17 protein-coding genes are annotated in these 23,052 nt (G+C 68.9%); 11 read left to right on the top strand and 6 right to left on the bottom strand.

All coding sequences use genetic code 11. The annotated features are described in order from the left end of the window. The first annotated feature begins 102 nt into the window (after nt 1-102). Genes CYR75_RS07655 through CYR75_RS07640 form a run of 4 tightly spaced genes read left to right on the top strand, consistent with a single transcriptional unit; the run spans nt 103 to nt 4,449 of the window. Nucleotides 103-363: a hypothetical protein gene (locus tag CYR75_RS07655; RefSeq protein ID WP_225972639.1), complete on the top strand. Its 261-nt coding sequence runs from the start codon at nt 103-105 to the stop codon at nt 361-363. A 29-nt stretch (nt 364-392) separates the two neighbouring features. Then, on the top strand, nt 393-1,124 hold the full coding sequence (locus CYR75_RS07650; protein WP_101499506.1) for a DUF1523 family protein: 732 nt from the start codon (nt 393-395) through the stop codon (nt 1,122-1,124). Between the two features lie 36 nt (nt 1,125-1,160). Further along, entirely contained in the window at nt 1,161-2,114 is a 954-nt protein-coding gene (gene deoC, locus CYR75_RS07645) for a deoxyribose-phosphate aldolase (protein ID WP_101499505.1), read from the top strand. A 7-nt stretch (nt 2,115-2,121) separates the two neighbouring features. Then, nucleotides 2,122-4,449: an aldehyde dehydrogenase family protein gene (locus tag CYR75_RS07640; RefSeq protein ID WP_101499504.1), complete on the top strand. Its 2,328-nt coding sequence runs from the start codon at nt 2,122-2,124 to the stop codon at nt 4,447-4,449. A 73-nt stretch (nt 4,450-4,522) separates the two neighbouring features. Here CYR75_RS07640 and CYR75_RS07635 read toward each other — a convergent pair whose 3' ends face one another. After that, nucleotides 4,523-4,945: an OsmC family protein gene (locus tag CYR75_RS07635; RefSeq protein WP_318778981.1), complete on the bottom strand. Its 423-nt coding sequence runs from the start codon at nt 4,943-4,945 to the stop codon at nt 4,523-4,525. Nucleotides 4,946-4,991: 46 nt separating this feature from the next. Between CYR75_RS07635 and CYR75_RS07630 the strand changes: the two genes are divergently transcribed. After that, nucleotides 4,992-5,930 (top strand): DMT family transporter, encoded by a 939-nt coding sequence (locus CYR75_RS07630; protein ID WP_225972638.1) that lies wholly within the window; start codon nt 4,992-4,994, stop codon nt 5,928-5,930. On the opposite strand, the gene CYR75_RS07625 is transcribed toward CYR75_RS07630, so the two are convergent. After that, entirely contained in the window at nt 5,927-7,093 is a 1,167-nt protein-coding gene (locus tag CYR75_RS07625; protein WP_101499502.1) for a deoxyguanosinetriphosphate triphosphohydrolase, read from the bottom strand. The two genes, CYR75_RS07630 and CYR75_RS07625, sit on opposite strands and share 4 nt — an antisense overlap. A gap of 69 nt (nt 7,094-7,162) precedes the next feature. Here CYR75_RS07625 and CYR75_RS07620 point away from each other — a divergent pair, with 69 nt between their 5' ends. The 3 genes from CYR75_RS07620 (at nt 7,163) to CYR75_RS07610 (ending at nt 11,861) form a co-directional block, all read left to right on the top strand. Further along, a complete protein-coding gene (locus CYR75_RS07620) occupies nt 7,163-7,489 on the top strand; it encodes a HesB/IscA family protein (protein WP_101499501.1) in 327 nt (108 codons plus the stop codon). A gap of 62 nt (nt 7,490-7,551) precedes the next feature. Then, a complete protein-coding gene (gene xth, locus CYR75_RS07615; protein WP_101499500.1) occupies nt 7,552-8,337 on the top strand; it encodes an exodeoxyribonuclease III in 786 nt (261 codons plus the stop codon). Nucleotides 8,338-8,417: 80 nt separating this feature from the next. Then, entirely contained in the window at nt 8,418-11,861 is a 3,444-nt protein-coding gene (locus CYR75_RS07610; protein ID WP_101499499.1) for a pyruvate carboxylase, read from the top strand. Between the two features lie 79 nt (nt 11,862-11,940). Here CYR75_RS07610 and bfr read toward each other — a convergent pair whose 3' ends face one another. From bfr to CYR75_RS07590, 4 genes are all read right to left on the bottom strand, one after another. Beyond that, on the bottom strand, nt 11,941-12,426 hold the full coding sequence (gene bfr, locus CYR75_RS07605) for a bacterioferritin (RefSeq protein WP_101499498.1): 486 nt from the start codon (nt 12,424-12,426) through the stop codon (nt 11,941-11,943). 15 nt (nt 12,427-12,441) lie between these two features. Continuing rightward, the gene (locus tag CYR75_RS07600; RefSeq protein ID WP_101499497.1) at nt 12,442-12,693 is read right to left on the bottom strand and encodes a (2Fe-2S)-binding protein; all 252 of its coding nucleotides are present in this window, start codon (nt 12,691-12,693) and stop codon (nt 12,442-12,444) included. A 610-nt stretch (nt 12,694-13,303) separates the two neighbouring features. Then, the gene (locus CYR75_RS07595) at nt 13,304-14,953 is read right to left on the bottom strand and encodes a transglycosylase domain-containing protein (protein WP_192876694.1); all 1,650 of its coding nucleotides are present in this window, start codon (nt 14,951-14,953) and stop codon (nt 13,304-13,306) included. Beyond that, entirely contained in the window at nt 14,931-20,420 is a 5,490-nt protein-coding gene (locus tag CYR75_RS07590) for an alpha-2-macroglobulin family protein (RefSeq protein WP_101499496.1), read from the bottom strand. Before CYR75_RS07590 ends, CYR75_RS07595 begins: the two co-directional genes overlap by 23 nt. Nucleotides 20,421-20,548: 128 nt before the next feature. Between CYR75_RS07590 and CYR75_RS07585 the strand changes: the two genes are divergently transcribed. Genes CYR75_RS07585 through fghA form a run of 3 tightly spaced genes read left to right on the top strand, consistent with a single transcriptional unit; the run spans nt 20,549 to nt 23,038 of the window. After that, nucleotides 20,549-21,676, top strand: coding sequence for an S-(hydroxymethyl)glutathione dehydrogenase/class III alcohol dehydrogenase (locus tag CYR75_RS07585; protein WP_101500937.1), 1,128 nt, complete (start codon nt 20,549-20,551; stop codon nt 21,674-21,676). Then, the gene (locus tag CYR75_RS07580) at nt 21,673-22,206 is read left to right on the top strand and encodes a GNAT family N-acetyltransferase (RefSeq protein WP_404825366.1); all 534 of its coding nucleotides are present in this window, start codon (nt 21,673-21,675) and stop codon (nt 22,204-22,206) included. The genes CYR75_RS07585 and CYR75_RS07580 overlap by 4 nt, the downstream gene beginning before the upstream one ends. Beyond that, nucleotides 22,196-23,038: an S-formylglutathione hydrolase gene (gene fghA / locus CYR75_RS07575; protein WP_101499495.1), complete on the top strand. Its 843-nt coding sequence runs from the start codon at nt 22,196-22,198 to the stop codon at nt 23,036-23,038. Before CYR75_RS07580 ends, fghA begins: the two co-directional genes overlap by 11 nt. Nucleotides 23,039-23,052 lie beyond the last annotated feature (14 nt).

The following is a 23,052-nucleotide window of genomic DNA, read 5'->3' as shown; positions in this document are numbered from 1 at the left end:
CCGCGTGCGGCTGGACATTGCCCGCCCATCCCGGTCAGGTGGCAAGACCGGCCATGTCGGGCGCGGCGTCACTGGAGATGAAAGATGGTCTTTCTGCGGCTGATGCTGATTCTCTTCTTCATCGAGGCGATCTTCTATCTGCTGCTGACGATCTATCTGCGCTCGACCCGCCGCGAATCGCTGGAAGAGGAATGGGACCGCCGCCACCCCGACCGCAGCGGCGACAGCCCCGAACGGCGCGTCTTTGTGCGCCGCGCGATGCAGGGGTTTCAGAAGACCATGCGCGCCCGGCTGGTGGGGCTGGTCTTCATTCTGCCCACGGTGGCGATTGTGGTCATCGCCTGGGTGGTTAATGTGCAATGACGACACGCCGGCAATCAGGAGAGACGCGCATGCATTACGTCAAGGTGGCCTTGGGGGTGATCCTGGGGGTCGCGGTGTTTCTGTTCCTCGACTATGCCCTGCCCAGCAAGAACACGGTCCGGGTGTCGAACACGCTGAACCGGTTGACCGAGATCGGGGCCAACTCGATCTTCTACGCCTCGGAAAAGACCGGCACGATCGAGAATTCGTCCGGCCAGCGCGATGTCCGCTTTGTCGAGACGGTGCGCCCGAACGGCAAGGTCTTCGTCTATCGCAACGAGGATACCGGGCTGATCTGGCCGCCTTATTTCAAATATGACAGCTCGAACCTGCATGCCGAGATGACCAATCTGCGCTCGACCTCGGCCGATCCGCAATGGGTCAGCATCACCTCTTACGGGTGGCGGATCCCGCTGTTCTCAATCTATCCGAACGCGATCTCGGTGCGGCCGGTGGCGGGGCCGGACGTCCACCCGCTGAACTGGCCCGCGGCGCTGGTGCTGACGATCCTGGGCCTGCTGCTGGCGCTGATCTGGCGGATGTGGAACCAGTTCCGCGAGCGCAGCCTGCTGCCGTTCCGCCGCCGCTTTGGCGGCCGCCGCAGCCGCGAGGCCGCCCCTGTTCCGCCGCCCGCGTCACCACCCGCCGCGGCGCGTGAACCTGCGCCCGCCCCGCCGCCGCCCCAGCCCGCCCCTCAGCCCGCCCCGCAGCCCGGCTTCACCGGCTGGCTCGACACCTGGAAGCGCAGCACGCGGCCCTGATCGCGGCCGCCCCAGCCTCGCCCGCAAGGACATGCCATGACCGATGACGCGCCCCGCAATTCCGGCACGGAACTGCAGACCGACTGGTTCGACACCATCCGCATCAATACCCCGGCGGTCGAGCGTCGCGCCGCCAGTCTGCCCAGCCGCCGCTCGCTCAAGAAAGAGTGGCAGGCGGCGTGGCTTTTGAACGCGGTGCGCTGCATGGACCTGACGACGCTGTCGGGCGACGATACCGAGGATCGCGTCGCCCGGCTGTGCGCCAAGGCGCGCCAGCCCATCGCGCCCGATCTGCTGGACGCGATGGGGGTGTCGGGGCTGACCACCGGCGCGGTCTGCGTCTATCCCACCATGGTCGCGGCGGCCAAGCGGGCGCTGCGCGGCACCGACATCCCCGTGGCCAGCGTCGCCACCGGCTTTCCGGCCGGGCTGATGCCCCTGAACCTGCGGCTGGCCGAGATCGAATACGCCCGCGACCAGGGCGCCGACGAGATCGACATCGTCATCACCCGCGCCCATGTGCTGCAAGCCGACTGGCCCGCGCTTTATGACGAATTGCGCGCCATGCGGCAGGCCTGCGGTCCGGCGCGGATGAAGGCGATCCTTGCCACCGGCGATCTGAAGTCGCTGGAAAACGTGGCGCGGGCCAGCCATGTGGCGATGCAGGCCGGCGCGGACTGGATCAAGACCTCGACCGGCAAGGAAGGGGTGAATGCGACGCTAACCGTCAGTCTGGTCATGTGCCGCGCCATCCGCGACCACCACGACCGCACCGGGATCGCGGTCGGCTTCAAGCCGGCGGGCGGGCTGAAGACCGCCAAGGACGCGATCGCCTGGCAGGTGCTGATGCGCGAGGAGCTGGGCCGCGACTGGCTGCGGCCCGCGCGGTTCCGCATCGGCGCCAGCTCTTTGCTGGGCGATCTGGAACGCCAGATCAGCCACCACGTCACTGGCCGCTATGCGGCCGCCCACCGATTGACCATGGCCTGAGGATGACATGCCGAGTGTGAGCGAGATCATGGAAAGCATGGAATACGGCCCCTCGGTCGAAGACAGCAGCGCGGTGCGGGACTGGCTGGCCGCGACGCCGGCACGCGGGCATTTCATCGACGGCGGCTTCACCGAAGCCGGCGACCTCTTCGACAGCCGCGACCCCGCGAGCGGCGATCTGCTGGCGCAGGTGACGCAAGGAACGGCAGACGACATCGCCGCCGCCGTGGCCGCCGCCCGCGCGGCTCAACCCGGCTGGCAGGGGCTGGGCGGTCATGGCCGGGCGCGGTTCCTTTATGCCATCGCCCGGACGATCCAGAAGCGCGAGCGCTTTCTGTCGGTGCTGGAGACGCTGGACAACGGCAAGCCGATTCGCGAATCGCGCGACATCGACATCCCGCTGGCGGTGCGCCACTTCTACCACCACGCCGGCTGGGCCGAGATCATGGCCGATGAATTCCCCGGCCAGCAGGCATTGGGCGTGGCCGGGCAGATCATCCCGTGGAACTTCCCGCTGCTGATGCTGTCCTGGAAGATCGCGCCGGCCATTGCGGCGGGCAATACGGTGGTGCTGAAACCGGCCGAATATACCTCGCTGACCGCGCTGGCCTTCGCCGAGATCTGCCAGCAGGTCGGGCTGCCCAAGGGCGTCGTCAACATCGTGACCGGCGATGGCGAGACCGGGGCGGCGCTGGTCCGGGCCGAGGTGGACAAGATCGCCTTCACCGGCTCGACCGAGGTCGGACGCGCGATCCGGCAGGCGACGGCGGGGACGGGCAAGCGGCTGACGCTGGAACTGGGCGGCAAATCGCCCTTTGTGGTGATGGAGGACGCCGATCTCGACGCCGCGGTCGAGGGCGTGGTCGATTCGATCTGGTTCAATCAGGGGCAGGTCTGCTGCGCCGGGTCACGCCTGCTGGTGGCCGAGGCCGTGGCCCCGCGGTTCGAGCATCTGTTGCAGCGCCGTCTGGCCACGCTGCGGGTCGGTCCGCCGCTGGACAAATCCACCGATATCGGCGCCATCGTGCACCCGGTGCAGCGGGATCGCATCCTGTCGCTGCTGGATCAGGGGATCGCCGCCGGGGCAGAGCTGATCGGTTCGCCCCCGGCCGAGGGGTGTTTCGTCAACCCCGGCTATCTGCGCGCCGTCTCGCCCGCCAACCCGCTGTGGTCGGCGGAAATCTTCGGCCCCATCGCCACCCTGACCACCTTCCGCACCGCGGACGAGGCGGTCGCCCTGGCCAATAACAGCCGCTATGGCCTGGCGGCGCAGATCTGGTCGGAAAGTGCCACGGTCGCGACCGATCTGGCGGCGCTGATCCGCTCGGGCGTGGTCTGGATCAACGGCGCCAACATGTTTGACTCCGCCGCCCCCTTTGGGGGCATGCGCGAAAGCGGCTTCGGGCGCGAGGGCGGGCGGGTCGGGCTGGCCGAATATCTGGCCCCGCCGCCGGTTGAGACGCGGCCCGATCCTGAACCAAACGCCGAGGCGGCACCCGTGGCAAGCGAGGCAGCGGGGATCGACCGCACGATCAAGCTCTATATCGGTGGCGCGCAGAAGCGGCCCGATGGCGGGGCGAGTTACCGCGCTGCCTCGGGCGATCTGGTGCCGCTGGGGAACCGCAAGGACATCCGCAACGCCGTCGAGGCGGCGCAAAAGGCCGGGAAATGGACCACGATGGGCGGTCCCGCCCGCGCGCAGGTGCTGTATTTCCTGGCCGAGAACCTGTCGCAGCGCCAACGCGATCTGTCCCGCCTCCACGGCGCCGATCAGGTCGAGGCGGCCATCGCGCGGCTGTTCCACTATGCCGCCTGGGCCGACAAGTTCGACGGCTGGAACGTCCAGACCCGGCCCGGTCATCTGGTCAATGTCGTGCCCGAAGCGTTCGGGGTCATGGGCATCGTCTGTCCGAATGACGCGCCGCTGATCGGCTTTGTCAGCCTGATCGCGCCCGCGATTGCGATGGGCAACCGCGTCGTCGCGGTGCCGTCGCAGGACGACCCGGTGGCGGCCTTCGATCTGGCGCAGGTGATGGACAGTTCCGACGTGCCGGGCGGGGTGGTCAATATTGTGTCCGGCCCGCGCCGCGATCTGGCGCTGACGCTGGCGCAGCATGACGATGTCGCGGCGATGTGGTTCTGCGGCGAGACCGGGCGTGATGCGGTCGAGGCCGCCTCGGCCGGGAACCTCAAGCCGGTCTGGGCGCTGCCCAATCGCGACTGGTCGGCGGCGGATGCGCAGGGCCGGGCGTTTCTGGACCAGGCGGTGCAGTGGAAGACGATCTGGCTGCCCTATGGCGCCTTGCCGGCGGGCAGCGCGGGGCCGGCCTACTGAGCCAGCCGATCAAAACGCAAGGCCCGGCCCGAACGAACAGGCCGGGCCTTGAAATGTCCCGTCGCGCGACGCGTTACGAGATCGTCAGATCCAGCGTGATCTCGGCCTTCAGCAGCTTCGAGACCGGGCAGCCGACCTTGGCGCCGTCTGCGGCCTGCTGAATGGTGTCGCGGTCGCCATTACCGCTGACGGTCGAGGTCAGCGCGGCCTTGGTGATCGAGAAGCCCTCGCCGTCCTTGTCCATGCTGATCTTTGACGTGGTCTTGACGCTGACATCGGTGACGCCGGCCTCTTCCAGCGCCTTGGACAGCGCCATCGAGAAGCACGCCGCATGGGCCGCGCCGATCAATTCCTCGGGGTTGGTGCCGGGCTTGCCCTCGAAGCGGGTGTTGAAGCCATAGGGCTGTTCGGACAACGCGCCGGATTCCGAAGAAACCGAGCCTTTTCCGTCCTTCAGCCCACCTTGCCACTGTGCGGAACCGCTCTTGGTAATCATCAAAGCCTCCTGTATCTGCTCAGCACACCCAACGCATGACAGGCGGATGGGTTCATATCACAGCGTCGATGCGGAAAGCGCGGACATGGTTTTGCCGATCTATGAACTGGCCGCGATCGGGTCGGCGATCTGTTGGGCGGTCACCGGGCTGATGGCGATGCCGGCGGTGTCGCATCTGGGCGCCTATCGCTTCAACATGTATCGGCAGGGCTTCGTGACGCTGGTGCTGGCGCTGATCGTGGGGCTGGGCGGGCTGTGGCACGGGACGACACCGGCGCAGGTGGCGCAGCTTTTCGCCTCGGGTCTGGTCGGGATCTTTCTGGGCGACACGCTGCTGTTCGCCGCGCTCGACCGGATGGGGCCGCGGCGGACCGGGGCGGTGTTCGCGCTGAACGCGCCGATGGCTGCGGTGCTGGGGCAGGTGTTTCTGGGCGAGACGCTGCTGCCGCTTGGCTGGGCCGGCGTCGGCCTGTGCAGTCTGGGCGTGGGCGTGGCGGTGATGGGCCGCCCCGGCCGCAGCGGCACCCACGCCTTCGAACGGGTGCAGGGCGCGCTGTGGATCGCGGTCGGCGCGGGGCTGCTGGCGGCCTTGGGGCAGGCGGTCGGCTCGCTGATCGCGCGGCCGGTGATGGAAGGGGGCATGGACCCCTTTACCGGCAGCCTGATCCGCGTCGCCACCGCCTTTGCCTGTCTGGCCGCGCTGATGGCGCTGCCGCTGGATCAGGTGCGCAAGAAGAACCCGATGACATGGCCGGTGTTTCTGCTGCTGGCAACCAGCGGCATCGTCGCCATGGTCGTCGGCATGTCGCTGATGCTGTTCGCCCTGCAGGGCGGCAAGGTCGGCATCGTCTCGACCCTGTCGGCGCTGTCGCCGGTCTTCATCCTGCCGGGGCTGTGGGTCGTGACCCGCGCCCGGCCCAGCCTGACAAGCTGGCTGGGGGCGCTGATCGCGGTGGTCGGCATGGCGCTGATCTTTCTGCGCTAGCCCGTGGGCGCGGCAGAATTGCAAAGCCGCTCCCATTCCGCCATCGCATAGCGGTCGGTCATGCCGGCGACGTAATCGAGCACGATCCGGGCGCGTTCCTGCATCGGGGCGGCGGCGGCGTCGGTCTGCCAATGGCCGGGCAGCGCCTCGGGCCGGGCGAGAAACAGCGGAAACAGCTCGTTCAGCATGGCCGTCACCAGCCGCCGCTCGACCACGACGGACGGGGCGCGATACATGCGCTTGAACAGGAAGGTCTTGATCTCGCGCAGCCCCTGATGCAGCGGGGGCGAAAAGCTGATGACCGCGCCCTGCGCCGCGCGGATATCGTCGACCGAGGCAGGGTTCAGCCGGGCCAGCCGGTCGTTCGCCACCGCGATCACATCCTCGACCATGACGCCGAAAACGCGGCGCAGCGCCTCGTGACGGCGGCGGTCGGGGTCGAGGCCGGGGTGCCTGTGGTCCACCTGCGCAAAGGCCGGGCCGATGATCGGCAGTTGCGCCAGATCATCCTCGGTGAACAGGCCGGCGCGCAGACCGTCATGCAGATCGTGGTGGTTATAGGCGATGTCGTCGGCCACGGCAGCGACCTGCGCCTCGGCGCTGGCATGGGTCGAAAGCTCCAGATCCCAGGCCGCGTTCACCTGTTCCAGCGCATAGGGATAGGGCGGGGCGACCGGGCCGTTATGCTTGGCGATGCCTTCCAGCGTCTCCCATGTCAGGTTCAGCCCGTCAAAGCCGGCGTAATGCCGCTCCAGCCGGGTCACGATCCGCAGCGCCTGCGCGTTGTGGTCGAAGCCGCCGAAGGGCTGCATCAACGCGGCCAGCGCATCCTCGCCGGTGTGGCCGAAGGGCGGGTGGCCGAGGTCGTGGGCCAGCGCCACCGCCTCGGCCAGGTCGGTGTTCAGGCCAAGCGCGCCCGCGACGGTGCGCGCGACCTGCGCCACCTCGATGGTGTGGGTCAGCCGGGTGCGGAAGTAATCGCCGCGATAGGCGTCGCCTTCCTGCTCGACAAAGACCTGCGTCTTGTGCTTCAACCGCCGGAACGCACTGGAATGGATGATCCGGTCGCGGTCCCGCTGCCAGGGGCTGCGAAAGCTGGACAGGTCTTCATCATACAGCCGGCCGCGACTGTCGGCGGGCTGGCAGGCATAGGGCGCGGTCATGCGGGTTCCTTGCAGCGATACCGACCAGAGCCTATATTCCGACCTAGCCTAGTGAAACGGGAACGCCCCATGAACCTGCCTCCATCCGTCACCGAACGCGCCTTTGCCCGGCTGGCCGAGATCAATGACGGCGCCGAAACCCCGCAAGGGCTGCGCGTCGCCGTCGAGGGCGGCGGCTGCTCGGGCTTTCAATATGAAATCAAGCTGGACGCCCCGGCCGAGGATGATCTGGTCCTTGAAGGGCAGGGCCAGCGCGTGCTGGTAGACCCGGTCTCTCTGCCGTTTCTGGCCGGCGCGGTGATCGACTTTGCCGACGAGTTGATCGGCGCGCGCTTTGTCATCGAAAACCCCAACGCCGCCTCGTCCTGCGGCTGCGGCACATCGTTTTCGCTGTAACCCCCCCTTGCGCCGGGCGCGGTGTGTGCGCCCCTGACACGCCCCAGCCCCGGAAGCCTGCCATGAAGATCGCCAGTTTCAACATCAACGGCGTGCGCGCCCGCATCGGCGCGCTGACCGACTGGCTGGAAGCCGCATCCCCCGATGTGGTGGTGCTGCAGGAAATCAAGACCGTGGACGAGGGCTTTCCGACCGAGCATTTCGGCGATCTGGGCTGGAATGTCGAAACCCACGGGCAAAAGGGCTTCAACGGCGTGGCGATCCTGTCGCGCCTGCCGATCGAGGATGTCAGCCGTGGCCTGCCCGGCGACGACAGCGACGAACAGGCCCGCTATATCGAGGCGACGGTGACGGGCGAGACGGCGATCCGCCTCGCCGGGCTTTACCTGCCCAACGGCAACCCGGCGCCGGGGCCGAAATACGACTACAAGCTGGCCTGGATGGAACGCCTGCGCCAGCGGGCGGCGGAGTTGCTGGCGACGGAAATGCCGGTGGTGATGCTGGGCGATTTCAACGTCATTCCCGAACCCCGCGACGCGGCCGAGCCGCAGAAATGGGTCGATGACGCGCTGTTTCTGCCCGACAGCCGCGCCGCGTTTCGCCGCATCGCAGCGCAGGGCTGGACCGATGCCGTCCGCGTCTCGGACCCGTTCGCCACGCGCGGCCCCTTCACCTTCTGGGACTATCAGGCAGGCGCCTGGCAGCGCGACAACGGCATCCGCATCGACCATCTGATGCTGTCCCCGCAGGCTGCTGACCTGCTGCGCGCGGTGGGCATCGACCGCGAGGCGCGGGCCGGGGACAAGCCGTCCGATCACGTCCCGGTCTGGGTCGAACTGGCCGCGTAATGCTGCCGCGACTTCGGTCGTTTACATGGCTTGTTCCTTTGCTATGGTTTCGCAGTCGCAGAAACCTGAAAAGGACCGCCATGGCCGAGATACGCAAGATCCTGATCGCCAACCGCGGCGAGATCGCCATTCGCGTCATGCGGGCCGCGAACGAGCTGGGCAAGAAAACCGTCGCCGTCTATGCCGAGGAAGACAAGCTCGGCCTGCACCGGTTCAAGGCGGACGAGGCGTATCGGATCGGAGAGGGGCTGGGGCCGGTCGCGGCCTATCTCTCGATTCCCGACATCATCCGCGTGGCGCGCGAAAGCGGCGCCGACGCGATCCATCCCGGCTACGGGCTGCTGTCTGAAAACCCCGATCTGGTCGATGCCTGCACCCAGGCCGGGATCACCTTTATCGGGCCCACGGCGGCGACCATGCGCGCCCTTGGCGACAAGGCCAGCGCGCGGCGCGTGGCGATCGAGGCAGGCGTTCCCGTCATCCCCGCGACCGAGGTTCTGGGCGAGGATTTCGACGACATCCGCCGTCAGGCCGACGCCATCGGCTATCCGCTGATGCTGAAGGCCAGCTGGGGCGGCGGCGGGCGCGGGATGCGACCCATCGACTCGCCCGATGAACTGGCCGAGAAGGTGCGCGAGGGCCGCCGCGAGGCCGAGGCCGCCTTTGGCAATGGCGAGGGCTATCTGGAAAAGATGATCCTGCGCGCCCGTCATGTCGAGGTGCAGTTGCTGGGCGATCTGCATGGCGGCCTCCATCACCTGTACGAGCGTGACTGCACCGTGCAGCGCCGCAATCAGAAGGTGGTCGAACGCGCCCCCGCGCCCTATCTGACCGAGGCGCAGCGGGCCGAGGTCTGCGATCTGGCGCTGAAGATCGGCCGCGCCGTCGGCTATCAGAACGCCGGCACCGTCGAGTTCCTGATGGATATGGACAGCGACGCGTTCTATTTCATCGAGGTTAATCCCCGCATCCAGGTCGAGCACACCGTCACCGAAGAGGTGACCGGCATCGACATCGTGCAGGCCCAGATCCGCATCGCCGAAGGCGCGACGCTGGCCGAGGCGACCGGCGCGCCGGACCAGTCGGCGGTGACGCTGTCGGGCCATGCAGTGCAGTGCCGCGTCACCACCGAGGACCCGCAGAACAACTTCATCCCCGATTACGGCCGGATCAGCGCCTATCGCAGCGCCACCGGCATGGGGATCAGGCTCGACGGCGGCACCGCCTATTCGGGCGGGGTGATCACGCGCTATTACGACTCGCTGCTGGTCAAGGTGACGGCCTGGGCGCAGACCCCGGAACAGGCGATCCGCCGCATGGACCGCGCCTTGCGAGAGTTCCGCGTCCGCGGCGTCAGCACCAATATCGACTTTGTCATCAACCTGTTACAGCACCCGGTGTTCCTGTCGAACGACTACAGCACCAAGTTCATCGACACCACGCCCGAGCTGTTCGAGTTTCGCGCCCCGCAGGACCGGGCCACACGCCTGTTGACCTATCTGGCCGATATCAGCGTGAACGGGCATCCCGAAACCGCCGGCCGCGCCCTGCCTGCGGCCGAGGCCCGGCCCGCCGTGCCGCCGCGCCCCCGCGTCTCGCCCCCGCCAGAGGGGCTGAAGCAGATGCTCGACGCGCAAGGCCCGCAGGCGGTGGCGGACTGGGTGGCGGGGCAGACCCGCCTGCTGCTGACCGACACCGCCATGCGCGACGGCCACCAGTCGCTGCTGGCGACGCGGATGCGGTCCATCGACATGATCCGCGTCGCGCCCGCCTATGCCGCCAACCTGCCGCAGTTGTTCAGCGTGGAATGCTGGGGCGGGGCGACCTTTGACGTGGCCTATCGCTTTTTGCAGGAATGTCCGTGGCAGCGGCTGCGCGACATCCGCGCCGCGATGCCGAACCTTCTGACCCAGATGCTGCTGCGCGCCTCGAACGGGGTCGGTTACACCAACTATCCCGACAATGTCGTGCAGTCCTTTGTCCGGCAGGCGGCCGAGACCGGGATCGACGTCTTCCGCGTCTTCGACAGCCTGAACTGGGTCGAGAACATGCGCGTGGCGATGGACGCGGTGCTCGACTCGGGCCGGATCTGCGAGGCCGCGATCTGCTATACCGGCGATCTGAACGACCCGGACCGGTCGAAATACGACCTGAAATATTATGTCTCGCTGGCGAAAGAGCTGCGCGAGGGCGGGGCGCATATCCTCGGCCTCAAGGATATGGCCGGGCTGCTCAAACCCGCCGCCGCGACGCGGCTGATCCGCGCGCTCAAGGACGAGGTCGGGCTGCCGATCCATTTCCACACCCACGACACCTCTGGCATGGGCGGGGCCGCCTGTCTTGCCGCGGCGGCGGCGGGGGTGGATATCGTCGATGGCGCGATGGACGCGCTGTCGGGCAACACCAGCCAGCCAACGCTGGGCTCGGTGGTCGAGGCGCTGTCGGGTACCGAGCGCGACACCGGTCTGGACATCGGCGCGATCCGCGAGATCTCGAATTACTGGGAACGGGTCCGGGCCGATTACGCGGCCTTCGAATCCGGTCTGCAGGCGCCGTCCTCCGAGGTCTATCTGCACGAGATGCCGGGCGGTCAGTTCACCAACCTCAAGGCGCAGGCCCGCAGCCTTGGGCTCGAGGACCGCTGGCACGAGGTGGCGCAGACCTATGCCGATGTGAACCGGATGTTCGGCGATATCGTCAAGGTCACGCCCTCGTCCAAGGTGGTGGGCGACATGGCGCTGATGATGGTCAGCCAGGGCCTGACCCGCGCGCAGGTCGAAGACCCGCAGGTCGATCTGTCCTTCCCGGATTCCGTCGTCGACATGATGCGCGGCAATCTGGGCCAACCCCCCGGCGGCTGGCCCGAGACGCTGCAACGCAAGGTGCTGAAGGGCGAAAAGCCCCTGACGACCCGCCCCGGCGCCAGCATGCAGCCGGTCGATCTGGAAGCCACCCGCGCCGAGCTGGCGCAAAAGCTGGACCGGGCGCAGGTCGATGACGAGGATCTGAACGGCTATCTGATGTATCCCAAGGTGTTCCTCGACTATGCCGCGCGCCATCAGAATTATGGCCCGGTCCGCACCCTGCCGACCCGCAACTTCTTCTACGGGATGGAGCCGGGCGACCAGATCTCGGTCGAGATCGACCCCGGCAAGACGCTGGAAATCCGCCTGCAGGCGATCAGCGAGACCGACGACAAGGGCGAGGTGCGGGTGTTCTTTGAACTTAACGGCCAGCCCCGCAACATCCGCGTGCCAGACCGCGCCCGCGCCGCCAGCATCGTGGCCCGGCCCAAGGCGGATGCGTCGAACCCCGGCCATGTCGGCGCGCCGATGCCCGGCGTCGTGGCCTCGGTCGCGGCCAGCGTCGGGGCGCCGGTGCGGGCGGGCGATCTGCTGCTGACCATCGAGGCGATGAAGATGGAAACCGCGATCCACGCCGACAGCGACGGCACGGTCAAGGCGGTCCATGTGACACCCGGCCAGCAGATCGACGCCAAGGATCTGCTGATCGAGATGGAATAGCGGCGCCGCTTCGGTCCGCTTGCAACGAAAAAGGCGCCGCGAGAGCGGCGCCGTTCGGTCTCAGGCTTGAAGGCTTGGCTTATTCCGCCTCGTTCGCCGGTTTGGCGTTCAGCTGGCCGTAATTCGCCGCACCGATATTTTCATACAGCTCCAGCTGCGTTTCGAGGAAGTCGATATGGCCTTCCTCGTCCGCGATCAGATCCTCGAACAGGTCTTTCGAGACATAGTCGCGGACGCTTTCGCAATGGTCGCGGGCCTCGATGTACAGCGTCCGGGCCTCGTGCTCGGCGGCCAGATCGGCCTCGAGCGTTTCCTTGAGGTTCTGGCCGATCCGCAGCGCGTCCAGCTTTTGCAGGTTCGGGTGGCCTTCCAGAAAGATGATGCGCTGGATCAGCCGGTCGGCGTGGTTCATCTCTTCGATGGACTCGGCGCGCGACTTGTCGGCGAGGCGACCAAAGCCCCAATCCTCTTGCAGCCGGTAATGCAGCCAATACTGGCTGACCGCCGTCAGTTCCGACCGCAATGCCGCGTTCAGATATTCGATGACCTTCGCGTCGCCCTTCATTCACTGTCCTTTCGATCAGCCCGCCGCAGCCTTGCGCAGGCCCATGAGCACCGGCGGCAGATCTGGCTGTCTGCCCACGGCAAAACCATCCGCCGCGCGCATGGTGGCGACGAACAACTTGATGCAGCCGCCACAATCGGGCCGCCGGCCGAGCGCGTGGTAGATCTTGCCCGGCGTGACGATGGTATCAGGGTCGGATGCGCGCATCCAGTCGACCGCAGAGCGAATTTCGTGGTCGGTGGTCTGGGTGCAGTGGCAGATGATCATGGTGGCGAACCTCGCCGTGGTTGGTGGCGGGTTCTTTCTGACTCTTTTGCTGCGGTTATGTCAAACGCTTTCGCTCGGGTATCTTCACAAGCCCGTGCAGCGCCTCAGCCGCCCAAGGGCCGCGTCATCCGCAGCCGCACCCTTTGCGTGCGCCCCAGAGCATCCGTGACCGAGATCTCGGACATCCCCGCCATCCCCGGCAGCCGCGCCTCGGTCAGGGGCGAGGCGATGGCGGCGGGGCGGCCATTCATCAGCCAGGTATAGGGCGGCACGCCGCCGCGCAGCCGCACCGGGATCTGGTCGCCCGTCAGTTCCAGTTCGGCCCCCGTCCGGCGGGAACAGGATGGTCAGCGGGTCGCTGTCGGGCGTCAGCCGACCGGCATCCCCCGAGACGACACGGCCGGGCGCGGTGAAACGCCGCAGCGGGATGGGCAGATGCGCGTTGGGCGCGATCAGCGTCTCGGGCGGGGGTGGGGGCAGGGGGCGGTGGCGCGCGCCCAGGGCGTCGAACAGGTCGAACAGCAGCGGCGCGGCGACCTCGCCCCCAAAGGCGCCCGGAACCGGCGTGCCATCCGGCCGCCCGATCCAGACCCCGGCGACAAAGCGGCCGTCATAGCCCACCGACAGCGCGTCGCGGTGGCCATAGCTGGTGCCGGTCTTGTAGGCGATGCGCCCCTGCGCGCGGCCTTCCGGCGCGGGGATGCGCGACAGGATGTCGCCCACCTGCCAGGCCGCACTGCGGCTGACCACGCGCTGCCCCCTGCACCGAACCGGGGCCGGCGGCCTCTGCCGCGCCCGCCAGATCGTGCAGCACCACCCGCTGCCCGCCCTGTGCCAGCGCTGCATAACCCGACACCAGATCATGCAGCGACACGCCCGCACCGCCCAGCACCACCGCCAGCCCCGGCGCGCCGCCCTGCGTCTCGACCCGCATTCCGGCGCGGCGCAGCCCGGCCACGACGCGGGCCGGTCCAAGGGCATCGGCGATCCGCACCACGGGGATGTTCAGCGATTGCCGCAGCGCCTCGCGCACGGTGACGGTGCCGCGGAATTGGCGGTCGAAGTTCTGCGGCTGCCAGCGGCCGAAGCTGGCGGGGCGGTCCTCGATCAGGCTGTCGGGGTGGATCAGCCCGTCATCGAAGCCCATCGCATAGACAAAGGGTTTCAGCGTCGATCCAGGCGAGCGCAGGGCGCGGGTCATGTCGATGAAGCCGGCGCGCGGCGTGGCCCCGAAATCGGCGGTCCCGACCTCGGCCAGCACCTCGCCCGTCACGTGATCGGCGACGATGGCGGCGGCTGACAGACGCTCGGACCCGCGCGCGATGGCGCGGGCGACCATGGTTTCGGCCGCGCGTTGCAGTTGCGGGTCGATGGTCGTCTCGATCCGCACCGCGCCGGGATGGGCGGCGCGCAGACGCTCGGCCAGCAGGGCGGCATGGGCGGGGAAGGCGCGGCGCCCGGTGGGCAGCGGGGTCTTGCGCGCAAGGGCGGCGGTGTCGGCGTCGATGATCCCGGCGGCCTCGGCGCGGGCCAGCACCCGGTCACGCGCCGCCTGCGCGGCCCCGCGCCGCGCCGCGATGTCGGGCCGGCGGCTTTCGGGGGCTTGCGGCAGGGCCACCAGCAGCGCGGCCTCGGCCGGGGTCAGGCGGGTGGGTTCTTTGCCGAACCACATCAGGGCTGCGGCGCGCACGCCCTCGGTATTGCCGCCATAGGGGGCCAGCCGCAGGTAGAGCGCAAGGATGCCGTCCTTGCCGATGCGCCGTTCCAGCGCCATCGCCAGCCGTGCCTGCCTAAGCTTGCCGCGCCAGTCGGCGGTCGGGCCGCGTTCCAGCAGGCGCGCGGTCTGCATCGACAGCGTCGAAGCGCCCGAGACGATGCGCCCATGCCGCACAGCTTGCCCCGCCGCCCGCAGCACCGCCCGCCAATCGACGCCGTGGTGACTGGCAAAGCGCCGATCCTCCCACGCGATCAGCATGTCGAGCAGGCGCGGATCGACGCCGCTGGCCGGGGGCGCCAGCCGCCACAGCCCGTCACCCACCTGAAAGGCGCGCAGCAGGCTGCCGTTCCGCGCCACGACCTCGGTGCCCACCGGCACGGCAAGGGGCGGCATCGGCGTCGCGTCGAGCCAGCGGTCGAACTGCATCCGCCCGGCATCCATAGCGCCCGCCAGCAGGCCAAGCGCCAGCGTCAGCGCGATGATCCGGCCGCCCTGACGCCGGGGCCGGGCGGCGGCGGGGTCAGGGGGCGATGGTGATGTCATCGCTGTCGGTCCAGCCACGCCGCTCGGGGCGGTAGAAATCCGACACCGTCGCCGCCGGGTGATGGAAGCTGCCCGCCGTCACCGCCCGCAGGCGATAGGCGAGCTGGATGCTCTCACCCCCCGCGATGTCCAGCGAGGCCGCAAAGCGGTCGGCGCGGAACTCGGCCATGTCGGGGAAGGCGCTGTCCACCCAATCCAGCCCCGACAACTCGCCCGAGGCGATCAGGTTCGGGTTGTCGATCTCGAACCCCGCCGGCAGCGGATCGGTCACGATCAGCCGGGCCGAGCTGTCGTCGAAGGGCGTGATCTCGATCACCGCCACCATGCGCTGCCCCTGCGGGATCAGCCCCGGATCGACGGGGGCGCCGTCGGGGGTGAAATAGCGCCGGGTGACCTGATAGGCGGTGCCGCCCGCCGGCGGCGCATCGGTCGGAACCGCCGTGGCCGACAGCGTCACATCGACGGCGCGGGTGCCGGTATTGGCCAGCGGCACCGACAGCGGTGCGGCCGCGTCGCCCAGATCGACGACCGGGCCGGGCAGGGGCGCGCCGGCCATGGTCACGCCCTGACCCGCCGCCTGACCCGCCGCCAGCGCGTGACCGGCCAGCACCACCCACAGCGCCTCTTGCGTGGACAGCCCGCCATTCTTCGACGCCTGCGCCACGTCCGAGGCGATCTCGGTTGCAAGCTGCGGCAGGTCGATGCGCTGGGTGCCGGCCTCGGCCGCGAGGGTCAGCAGCGCGGCCTTGTCGCGGGTGGCGGTGCCGAGATCGCGGCGCAGGCCCTTGCCGTCGGGCGGGGACGCCAGCAGCACACGGGCGCGGTCGAACATCCGGTCCGCGCGCGGCTGATCCCCGACCGAGGCGAGCGCCGCGCCAAGCTGCCCCGCCGCCATCGGCGTGGCAAAGCTGTCGGCCCCGACATCGGCATAATAGCGCAGATCGCTGACCACCGCCGCGCGCTCTCGCGCCAGCACATAGGCGGCGTAGGCGATGGCGGCAGCCTCATCCGCGTCGGCATATTGCGGATCGGCGGATGCGTTCAGGTTGTTCTGCAGATTGGTCAGCGCGCGGCGGAAATTGGCATCCGGCACGTCATGGCCCGCCTGCCGCACGCGCGACAGGAAGTCGGTGACATAGGCGTCCAGCCACGGATCGCTGCCATCCGCCCGCCACATCCCGAACCCGCCCGAGGCGGTCTGTCGGGTCAGGATGCGCGTCACGGCATCGGGGATCGAGCGGTCCGGCTGCCCCGGCAAGGGCTGCGCCCCGTCCGGCAGCAGCGCGTCCACATACAGCTGCGGCATCGCGCCCGAGACGATCTGCTCGGTGCAGCCATAGGGGAAGTCGCGCAGCAGCGTCAGCGCCGCCGGCACATCCAGCAGCGCATAGGCGCCGACCGAAATGCTGACCCGGCCAGAGCCGGGATAAAAGCTGCCAAGCGCCGCCAGATCCGGGGTCTGCACCTGACCGGGCTGCAGGGTCAGCCGCAGCGCCCGCGTCACCGGCTGGTCAAGGCGCAGGACCGGGATCTGCAGATCCTTGGTGATCTCGCGCCCGTCGGGCAGGGTGGCGGCGATGGTGACGCCCGCCACGCCCTCGGCGGCATCCGGCAAGGCCGACAGCGACAGGGTCAGGCGCTTGCGTTCATCCTGCGCGATCTGCAGCCGGTCGGGCAGATCGGCGGTGGCCAGCGGCGCGCCGGTGGGATCGTTCGTGGCCTGCAGCGCGAGCTCGCCCGGCGGGCCTGCGACATGGGTTAGCGTGACCTCGGCCCGGGCGCGGTCGCCGGGGGCGAGGAAGGCGGGCGCGGTCACGGTCATCACCACCGGGTCGCGGACCAGCATCGTCGCATCGGCTTGACCGAGTGCCGTCTCGGTCCAGACCAGCGCCATGACCCGGACCTCGCCATTGAAGTCGGGCAGCGGCACTTGGACGCTGGCGCTGCCATCCGGCCCCAGGGTGACGGGGCCGGAAAACCACGCCATCAGCTTTTCCGTCGGCGGTGGCGCCATCGCATTGCCGCCCATCGCGTCACCGCCGCTGCGCAGCGCCCCATCCGCCGCCCCCGAGGCGAGGATCAGCCGCCCATAGAGGTCGCGCAGCCCCACGCCCAAGCGGCGCTGACCGAAGTAATGCTCGCTCGCGTCTGGCGGCTGATAGCCGGTCAGGTTCAGGATACCCCGATCGACGGCCCAGAGGGTCGCGTGCACCGTCTCGCCCGGTGCCGCGCCGTCCACGCGCAGGGTCACGATCGCGTCCTGCCGCGGGTCGGTCTGCGCCGGCACCTCAAGCTGCGCCTGCAACTGCTTGTCGCCCGGATCGACGCCGGCGGTGACCAGCCCCAGCCCCCGGACCGGCGCGTGGCCGGCATCCTGCGCGACCGGGCGGATCGCGCTGACCGCGACATAGACGCCCGCGCCCCATTCATCCGTCACCGGCAGATCGACGCTGTTGTCGCCTTGCGTCACCGCCACGGATTGCAGCGAGACCAGCCGGTTCGACATGACCGAGACCAGCGCCGCCCCATCCGCCGGGGCCTCGAAGCTGACGGTCGCGGTCTCGCCCGGCCGATAGGCGGGCTTGTCCAGCGTCACGCGCAGCCGGTCGGGCGTGTCCTGCGCGCCCGTGGCAGCCCCCCAGCCGGCATCGAAGACCGTGCTGGTCTGCGCGCCATCGGGGGCGGTGACGGCCAGTTCGAACTGGCCCCAGCTCACCGGAACCGACAGCGTCGCCGGCCCCTCGGCCGGGATGTCCAGCTTGCCAGAGGCGACCGGGCTGCGCCGGGTCACCGGCTCCCACTGCCAGTCGCCGTCGATGGCATACCACTGATAATCCGTCTCGATCCGGGTCAGCGTCCAGTCGAGCTGCGCGGCAACCGGCGTCAGATCCTTGCCGAGCGCGATGACCGAGAAACCGGCCTCGCTGCCCTCGGGGACGGTGCCGCCCTCGAAGGCGGGACGGATGCCCACGGCCTGACGGGCGGGCAGGATCAGCGCGGTGTCCTGCCGCTCGACGGGGCGGCCCGCGCCTTCCAGAACCGACAGCCGCAGTGCTGCGTCATAGGGGCGGGTGGCGTTAGCCAGCGCGGGCGGCATCTCGATCCGGGCGGTGAAGCGGCCTTGTTCATCGGTGGTTCCGGCCAGGACCTCGGCCCCAAGCGGATCGGTGTCGTCATGGCGGCCGAACTGCCAGCCCTGCCAGCCGGGCAGGCTGCGGGCGGGGGTCAGGGTCATCTGGCCCTCGACCGTCAGATCGGCGGCGGGGGCGCCGAACAGCCAACGCGCCTCGATCTGCGTCGTCAGCGGGGCGTCGGGGGGCAAGGGCGTGTCGGGCAGGTCCAGCGTGAAATCGATCCGCTCGGGCAGGAAATCCTCGACCAGCATCCGAGCCGAGGCGAGGGGCGGGCCGTCCTCTTCGATGCGCAGGTCGATCCGCCAGGCCCCGCGCGGCGCGGTGGGCGGGATCGGCAGGTCCAGCACGTAACCGCCCGCACCGACGGGCGTGGGCATCAGGCGCTGATATTCCGCCCCGTCGGGCCGGATGATCCGCGCCGACAGCGGCAGGCCCTCGATTGCCGCCGCCAGCCCGTCGCGAGCCAGGATCGTCGCATGGGCGGTTTCACCCGCGCGATAGGCCCCGCGATCGAGGCTGAGGAAGACATCGACCGGCGGCGCGGGCGGGTTGCCCTCGACCCCGCGATCCGACAGATCGAATTCCGGGTCCATCAGCGACAGAAAGCTGAGATCCTCGACCGCCTCGCCCTGCATCCGGGTCGCGGTGATCAGCGCCGGCGCGGCGGCGTCGCGGCCACGGGTCAGACCGGCCTCGAATCGGGCAAAGCCCTGATTGTCGGTCACGGCCTGCCCCAGAACCGCGTTCCCGCGCGAGATCAGCGCGACCTCGATCCCCGGACGGGGGCCGGCATCCGACAGGCCGCGCACCGCCACCGTCAGCCCATCGGTGCCGGAAAAGCTGCTGAGGCCGAGATCCGAGACCATGAACCACTGCGTCGCGGCCGGGTTTTCATCCGGGTCGGTATTGGGCACGGCCGCGGACAGCGCATAGACGCCGGGCTTCAGCGGCCCGGCCTCTTGCCGCAGATCGAGGCGGGTCGCCACCTCGGCGTTCAGCGGGTGGCTGCCGCCACCGGGCGGCGGGGCGATCGATGCGAAACCTTCCCACACCGCCTGTCCCAGCCCGTCGCGGAAATTGTCCGCGCGCCAGCCCGACAGCGGCGTGCCGAACAAATCGTCGCGCAGCGCGGCGACGAGGTTGCGGTCGGACATGCGATACAGCGTCAACTCGACCTCGTCCGCGTTGATCGTGGACATGGTCAGCCCCAGATCGCCCGAGGCCGGCAGAACATAGGCGCGGCCCGGAAAGCGAACGGTCGGGCTGCGGTCGGGGATATAGCTGCTGATCGCCACGTCGCGGCGCAGCACCTCGCCCGAGGCGGCGGGAAGGCCGGCGCGCATGGTCACGCTGATGTCCTGACCGCGCGTCATGCCGGTGATGCAGACCTCGCTGCCCTGCTGCTCGATCCCGAAGCCGGGGTCGGGCAGGCCCAGATAGGGGCGCAGATCGGCGTCGCGCGCGACGTCGTCGGAAAAGCTGATGCACAGGCGCGGCTCCGGGCCGTTCGCCTCGACGTTGTTGTCGGTGACGCGAAAGCCGAAGCGGCCCTCGAAGCTGTCCAGCATCGCGGCGATCCCGGCATCGCCCGCAGGCGCCATGCGCAGCGCCAGCAGCCCGTCGCGGCCCCGGTCATTCGCCTCGGCCGCCTCGGCCCACAGGGCGAGTTCCGCCGCGCCCTCGCCATCGGCGCGCAGCCAGGCATTGGTGGCGGCGTTCAGCGCCGCGCGGCGCAGCGGGTAGGGGTTCTGGTCACGCTCGGCCGCCGCCAGCATCAGCCGCGACAGCGCCGCCCAGTCGCGGGGACTGTCCGTCAGCGCCGTCGCCGCCCCCTGAAGCTGCAGCGCGCCCTGCGGATCGTCACCGGCCCGCGCCTGCGCCGAGGCCCGCAACCCCTGCGCATCCAGCCCCGGCCCGGGATAGGTCTGGCCCAGCTCTGCCGCCTGCTCATAGGCGAACTGGCGGTCACGCTCGGTCAGCCAGGGCCGCGACGACTGGACCCGCGCTTCGGCCCGGGACAGAACGGCGGGGCTGGTGGGGATCACGTCGCCCGACAGCGCGCCCGCAAAGGGCATGGCGGGGCCGGCGCCGGCCTTCGGAAAACAGGCGCGGCTGGTCGCGTTATAGGTCAGGGTCGTGCAGGCATCATTGGCCAGACAGGCCTGCACGCAGGCCGCCTGACCGATGTTGAAGATCGGTCCCAGATCGCCGCCGGGGCGGTCGAAATCCTGCTGCAGGGGCACCCGCGCCTGCGGCACGGCCTGCTGGGATTGGGCCGGGGCCGCGCTTAGCAGCGACAGCGTCGCCAGGATACCAAGGATCAACCCGCGCATGTTGCGACTCCTTCAACTGCAGCCCTGATGCGAACCTGACAGAGCGCGGGTGACGGGGCAATGACGAACCGGTTGACGCTATGGCAGCCATGGCCATGATGGGCCGAACCTCAGATCAGGAGATGCCGATGAGAACCCGCGCCGCAGTCGCCCTGGAACCCGGAAAACCCCTGGAGGTGATGGAGGTCAATCTGGAAGGCCCCAAGGCGGGCGAGGTTCTGGTCGAGATCAAGGCCACCGGCATCTGCCACACCGACGAATTCACCCTGTCGGGCGACGACCCCGAGGGGCTGTTCCCCGCGATCCTCGGCCATGAGGGCGCGGGCGTCGTGGTCGAGGTCGGCCCCGGCGTCACCAGCGTCCAGCCCGGCGATCACGTCATCCCGCTTTACACGCCCGAATGTCGCCAATGCCCGTCCTGCCTGTCAGGCAAGACCAACCTGTGCACCGCGATCCGCGCGACGCAGGGGCAGGGGCTGATGCCCGATGGCACGACGCGGTTCTCGATGCTGGATGGCACGCCGATCCATCACTACATGGGCTGCTCGACCTTCGCCAACCACACGGTTCTGCCGGAAATCGCCGTGGCCAAGGTCCGGCCCGACGCGCCCTTTGACAAGATCTGCTATATCGGCTGCGGCGTCACCACCGGGATCGGCGCGGTGATCAACACCGCCAAGGTCGAGATTGGCGCCAAGGCGGTGGTCTTCGGTCTGGGCGGGATCGGGCTGAACGTCATCCAGGGCCTGCGGCTGGCGGGCGCCGACATGATCATCGGCGTCGATCTGAACGACGACAAGAAGCCCATGGCCGAACGCTTTGGCATGACCCATTTCATCAACCCGAGAAACGTCGACAATGTCGTGCAGGCAATCGTCGAGATGACGAAGACGCCCTTCGACCAGATCGGCGGGGCGGATTACAGCTTTGACTGCACCGGCAATGTGGCGGTGATGCGCGACGCGCTGGAATGCACGCATCGCGGCTGGGGCGTCTCGGTCGTCATCGGCGTGGCACCGGCGGGGGCCGAGATCAGCACTCGGCCCTTCCAGCTTGTCACCGGGCGGATCTGGAAAGGCTCGGCCTTTGGCGGCGCGCGGGGGCGGACCGACGTGCCGCGGATCGTCGACTGGTATATGGACGGCAAGATCGAGATCGACCCGATGATCACCCATGACCTGACCCTCGACCGCATCAATGAAGGGTTCGAGCTGATGCGGCAGGGCAAGTCGATCCGCTCGGTCGTGACCTATTGACCACGCTGGCGCTGCGCGACCCGCTGACCATCCGCGCCGCGGGTCCGCAGGATCACGACGCGATCTGGGCGATCCTCGAACCCGTCTATCGCGCGGGCGAGACCTATTGCATCCCCCGCGACATCCCGCGACAGGCGGCGTTGCAGGACTGGTTCGCCGCCCCCTTCCGCGTCTTCGTGGCCGAGGCGCGGGGCGCGGTGCTGGGCACCAGCCATATCGGCCCGAACCGGCCCGGCGGCGGCGCGCATGTCGCCAATGCCAGCTTTGCCACCGCACCGGCCGCACGCGGGCAGGGCGTGGCGGCGCGGCTGGTCGCCCACGCCAAGGACTGGGCGCGGGGCGAAGGGTTCCGGGCCATGCAGTTCAACTTTGTCGTGGCCAGCAATTCCGATGCGGTCCATCTGTGGCAAAAGGCGGGCTTCACGGTCGTGGGCCGGCTGCCGGGCGCGTTCGATCATCCGCGCCTGGGCCATGTGGACGCGCTTGTCATGTATCACGACCTGACCCAAGGAGGTTCCGATGAGCCTTGAGACAATAAGCGAAAACCGAAGCTGCGGCGGCGTGCAGGGCGTCTATCGCCACGCCTCGGACGCGACCGGCACCGACATGACCTTTGGCCTGTATTTGCCCCCCGCCGCCCAACGCGGCCCGGTGCCGGTGCTGTGGTATCTGTCCGGCCTGACCTGCAACCATGAAAACGCCATGACCAAGGCCGGCGCGCAGGAACATGCCGCCCGCGCCGGTCTGGCGCTGATCTTTCCCGACACCTCGCCGCGCGGCGAGGGGGTGGCCGATGACGACGCCTTTGATCTGGGGCAGGGCGCGGGCTTCTATGTCAACGCGACCGAGGCCCCGTGGGCGCCGCATTTCCGCATGTGGGATTATATCACCAGCGATCTGCCCAAGCTGGTGCTCGACAACTTTCCGCTGCAGGCCGAGGCGCAGGGCATCACCGGGCACTCGATGGGTGGGCATGGCGCGCTGACCATGGCGATGCGCCTGCCCGACCAGTTCCGCAGCGTTTCGGCCTTTGCCCCCATCGCCAACCCGACGGAAAGCGACTGGGGTCAGAAGCAGTTCGGCGCCTATCTCGGCCAAGGGCGCGAGGCGTGGCGGGCGCATGACGCCAGCCTGCTGATGGCCGAGCAGGGCTATCCGGGCGAGGTGCTGATCGATCAGGGCAGCGAGGACCAGTTCCTCGACCTGCTCAAGCCCGAGACGCTTGCCGCCGCCATGGCGCGGCGCCGCCAGCCCTCGGTGATGCGGATGCAGCGCGGCTATGACCACAGCTATTTCTTCGTCAACAGCTTCATCGGCGATCATGTCGACTGGCATGCCGAGCGGCTGAAGGCCAAGGGCTAGGCGCGGCGGCTCAG

It is taken from the genome of Paracoccus jeotgali (assembly GCF_002865605.1).
Lineage (GTDB): Bacteria > Pseudomonadota > Alphaproteobacteria > Rhodobacterales > Rhodobacteraceae > Paracoccus > Paracoccus jeotgali.
The sequence above is the reverse complement of the archived record's forward strand: the minus strand, read 5'-3'. Positions and strand labels throughout refer to the sequence as shown.